Below are 4,626 nucleotides of genomic sequence, written 5' to 3' on the forward strand. Positions count from 1 at the left end.
TGACGCGCTAAAGCACGACCTACATAAACAAATCACTTGTAGTTCGGTCTTTAGGCCGTCAGAAGCTCATCACACCAAACCAAAACCTTGACGCGCTAAAGCACGACAAAAATAAAACGGTAATAACATTGGCATAAAATTTGATACATATGATGTCGTCATTAGATAATGCGCAACTTGCTCAGAAAACATCGACTTTCTTTGCTATCTTTTACTAGGGTGATTATTGATTGCATTCAAAGATTCTCTTGGTATAGTCGGCGCAAATAATGATCAACTCCGATTATTATGACGTTTTTATTAAAAATACGCTCAGTTCAATAAGGACACTGCATGTTAAAGCAAACCCTGTTTCCCATCTGGAGCCTGCTCTTCGGTATCGCCATTTTGACCATGGCGAGTGCCTTGCAAAGCTCATTGATTGGTATCCGGGCCTCCATCGAATCGTTTAATACCTCGGCAACGGGGTTGATCATGTCTGCTTATTATTTAGGTTTCATTATCGGTTCGTTATTGGTACCGAATTGGATCAAAAATGTGGGGCATATTCGTGTCTTTGCAGCCGTTGCCTCTTTGGCATCTATTACGATTTTAATGCAGTCTGTCATTGTCAATCCTTGGTTCTGGATGCTAATGCGGATGTGTACTGGCTTGTGCTATGCCGCGCTCTTTATTGTGACGGAAAGCTGGTTAAACGACATTGCGACCAATAAAACCCGCGGTCGTTTGTTCTCGATTTACATTATTGAATTATGGGCGAGCCAGACGCTGGGGCAGGTATTATTGAACTTAGCGTCGCCAAGTGGCTATGGCTTGTTCATATTGTCATCGGTGTTGATTTCGTTGGCCTTGGTGCCTTTGCTATTAGTACGCACCCCCTCACCAACGATCAGCATTCCGGAAAAGCTCAATATTATGGGCTTAATAAAAACCGCACCATTGGGTGTCACAGGGGTCACTATTGCGGGGGTAACGTCCGGTGCATTACTCGGCTTAGGGGCGCTTTACGCTAAGACAAGCGGCATGAATGTGGGGCAAATCTCTCTATTCATTGGTGCCAGTTATGTTGGGGGGATGCTCTTACAATGGCCTATTGGACGCTTGTCTGACCGCCAAGATCGACGTGTCACCATTCTGTGGGTGGCTATTGTGGGTGCCATTGCCGCTTTTATCGTTCCCCTTGGCAGCACTCTAAACAGCCAAGTCGTCATGATGATCGGGATGTTTTTCATCGGGGCTTTCACTTTTCCCATGTACTCCTTGGCCTCATCGCACATTAACGATCAGCTGCGACCAGAACAAATCTTATCTGCCAGTAGCGGCATTATCCTATTAAACGGTGTTGGCGGTATGACGGGGCCATTGCTGGCCGCGATATTTATGGATTGGGTTCGTCTTGATGCTCTTTTCTGGTTTGTTGCTGCAATGAATCTAAGCGTTGCCCTAGTAGCCTTGTATCGAATCAACTACCAGCCCGCTATGAACATCGAAGAGCAAGGGGATCAGATTCCAGTTGCTTTAACCGTATCGTCTGTCGCAACAGCGGAAATGCTTGCTGAAGCCGACTCCTCTACGAGTCATGACGAAAAAAGCCACGAGGTGGAAATCAAACTGTAAGCCGTTTGATTTCCCATTGCACACAACCCTTGCTCAACTAAGACAAGGGTTGTGTGGCTATTTTCAAGGCGATACTCCAAATCAAAATTGCATTAATCCGGTTAAACCAACGCCAAAAGGCGGCTTTTTCCAACCACTTCGCACAAAACTTGCCCACTAACGCCAACGACAAAAACCACAACACAGACGCACAGATACCACCAAAGACAAAGGCCCATTTCGCTTCTTGCCATTGGTTCGACAGACTACCCATTAAAATCATAGTGTCCAAATAAAAATGTGGATTCAACCAAGTGACAGCAAATCCCATCATCACCAAAGGCCATAACGCGAGGCGCTTGCTGTATTGCTCCAGAATCAAATGCTCCTCCTGGAAAGAAGCACGCCATTTCCCTAACGCAAACCACACCAAAAACGCCACGCCTGCCCAGCGAGACACCGTTAAAAGCCAATCATGACTTTGCAAAATCAGCCCCAAACCAAACGCACCGAGCGCAATGGAAATGGCATCACTGATAATAAACAACAGCGCAATTGGAAAAGCATAATGTCGCTTTAACGCCTGCTCCAATAAAAAACTGTTCTGTGCCCCAACCGCTACAATTAAACCACCACCCGTAATCGCACCACTTAAAAATGCCAACATTGCGTAATCTCACTGACTGTTTGCTAGATAGCGCTTGATCTTACGTAAGTCAGACAGTAAATTAAAATTAATTAAACTAAACTTATATTAGAAAAAATAATGTTAGATTATAAAGCATTAACCAGTCTTCATGCCGTCCTGAAATTCCAAAGTTTTGACAAAGCCGCCGAGTACTTGCATCTCACACAATCCGCTGTATCTCAGAACATCAAACGTTTAGAACAAGAATGTGGCCGCCCCTTACTCATACGTGCAAGGCCTGTGGTAGCCACCCCCTTAGGCGAACAGCTACTGGCGCATTTCAACAAAGTCACCATGCTCGAAGAAGGCCTACAAGAAGCCATTCAAGGTCAACAGGCCAAACAGCCTATTAATATCGCAGTGAATAACGACGTACTCGCAACCTGGTTTCCAGAGGTTGTCAGCCAATTCTCAGCCTTCGACAAAACCAAACTGCACATCAAAGCCGCCGATCAGGCCAAAACCCGTGCGCTGCTTCAAACTGGCGAAGTGGTGGCTTGTGTTAGCCAAATTGGCACGCCAGTCTCTGGTGGGGATTCTATTTTTCTTGGCAATATGTATTATGAGCTGGTCGCCACACCCAGCTTTATTGACACGCATCTGAAAGGCAACCTAACTGCTGAAGCGGTTCTCACATCCCCTTCTTTGATTTACGATGAACACGATGAGCTCTGGGCACGCTATCAGAATGAATGCTTAAACGTGGCAACGGATATGAGCCACAGCCATTGGTATCCATCTGCCCATGGTTTTGTTGAGCTGGTGATGGGTGGCACGGTCTGTGCTTTGATTCCAAGTATTCAAATTAAACAGAAAATAAAAAGCAAGAAACTGATATCCTTGCTGCCAAACAAGCGACTGGCCTTGCCACTTTACTGGCATTGGTACAAACTTAATTCACCTGTATTAGATCGGTTAACCAAGGTGATACTAACGGTCACGCGAGATGCTCTATAATGCAGGAATGCAGGCATCTATCGAAACAGGCTGGCATGCATTACTTCTGGACAGCCATTTTTTGGGCCGCCATTTTACAAAAACATTTTAAGGAAAAATTATGATTCGCAAATGTCTATTCCCTGTCGCTGGCTATGGCACACGCTTTTTGCCTGCCACCAAATCCATGCCAAAAGAAATGCTTCCGATTGTGAACAAACCCTTGGTGCAATATGGCGTTGAAGAAGCCGTAAAAGCAGGTTTGGACAACGTTACTTTTGTGACAGGTCGTGGTAAACGCGCCATTGCAGACCATTTCGATATTAGCTATGAACTTGAGCACCAAATCGCAGGCACCAGTAAAGAAAAATACCTCGATGAAATTCGTTACCTGATCGATAACGTTAACTTCTCTTTTACTCGCCAAAACAACATGTTAGGTCTAGGCCATGCTATTTTGACAGGCGAACCTCTTATTGGTGATGAAGCCTTTGGCGTGGTACTGGCAGACGATCTTTGCTTTGGCGAAGACGATGGCGTCATGGCACAAATGGTAAAACTTTATAACCAATTCCGTTGCACCATTGTTGCCATTGAAGAAGTACCAGAAGACGAAGTACACAAATACGGCGTAATCCAGGGCGAATCGATGATGGAAGGCTTGTATCGTGTTACCGACATGGTGGAAAAACCGTCCAAAGAAGAAGCGCCATCGAACCTAGCGATCATTGGTCGTTACATCCTTACTCCGGATATATTTGACAAAATTCGCAATACACCACCTGGACGTAACGGTGAAGTGCAAATTACCGATGCTATTTTGCAACAAGCAAAAGAAGGCTGCGTATTGGCTTATAAATTCAAAGGCAAACGCTTTGACTGTGGTAGCGTAGACGGCTTCGTAGAAGCGACCAACTTTTGCTACCAAAATATCTACAAAGATCCGACTGCTGAGTAATATCACTCACCACCGAATTTGCACAAAAATAAAGCAGAAATAAAAAAACCACGACCTACAAGATCAAACTGTAGGTCGTGTATTTATGGCGACAAAAAACCAATCAAACCAACCTGCTGTAGGTCGGCCTTCAGGCCGTCAAAAGCCTGTGGCACCAAACCAATCCCCATCAAAATGTAGGTCGGCCTTTAGGCCGTCAAAAAGCATTCAGCCTTTGCAACCCCCTTGACGCGCTAAAGCACGACCTACATAAAACCAATCACCTTTAGGCCGTCAAAACCTCATAACATCAAACCAATCCCCATCAAAATGTAGGTCGGCCTTCAGGCCGTCAGAAGCCGATGACACCAAATCAATCCCCATCAAAATGTAGGTCGGCCTTTAGGCCGCCAAAACCTCATAACATAAAACCAATCACCATCAAAATGTAGGTCGGCCTTCAGGCCGT

At 45.3% G+C, this 4,626-nt stretch carries 4 protein-coding genes; 3 read left to right on the forward strand and 1 reads right to left on the reverse strand.

Annotated features, from left to right (window positions below):
* The first annotated feature begins 333 nt into the window (after positions 1–333).
* Positions 334–1,617 (forward strand): MFS transporter, encoded by a 1,284-nt coding sequence (locus DKT73_RS19820; protein ID WP_111640255.1) that lies wholly within the window; start codon positions 334–336, stop codon positions 1,615–1,617.
* Positions 1,618–1,654: 37 nt separating this feature from the next.
* On the opposite strand, the gene DKT73_RS19825 is transcribed toward DKT73_RS19820, so the two are convergent.
* A complete protein-coding gene (locus tag DKT73_RS19825) occupies positions 1,655–2,263 on the reverse strand; it encodes a LysE/ArgO family amino acid transporter (protein WP_111640256.1) in 609 nt (202 codons plus the stop codon).
* Between the two features lie 99 nt (positions 2,264–2,362).
* On the opposite strand from DKT73_RS19825, the gene DKT73_RS19830 reads away from it, so the two are divergent.
* On the forward strand, positions 2,363–3,241 hold the full coding sequence (locus DKT73_RS19830; RefSeq protein WP_111640257.1) for an ArgP/LysG family DNA-binding transcriptional regulator: 879 nt from the start codon (positions 2,363–2,365) through the stop codon (positions 3,239–3,241).
* Positions 3,242–3,341: 100 nt separating this feature from the next.
* On the forward strand, positions 3,342–4,178 hold the full coding sequence (galU, locus tag DKT73_RS19835; protein WP_111640258.1) for a UTP--glucose-1-phosphate uridylyltransferase GalU: 837 nt from the start codon (positions 3,342–3,344) through the stop codon (positions 4,176–4,178).
* Positions 4,179–4,626 lie beyond the last annotated feature (448 nt).

Source organism: Marinomonas shanghaiensis (assembly GCF_003259175.1).
Taxonomy (GTDB): domain Bacteria; phylum Pseudomonadota; class Gammaproteobacteria; order Pseudomonadales; family Marinomonadaceae; genus Marinomonas; species Marinomonas shanghaiensis.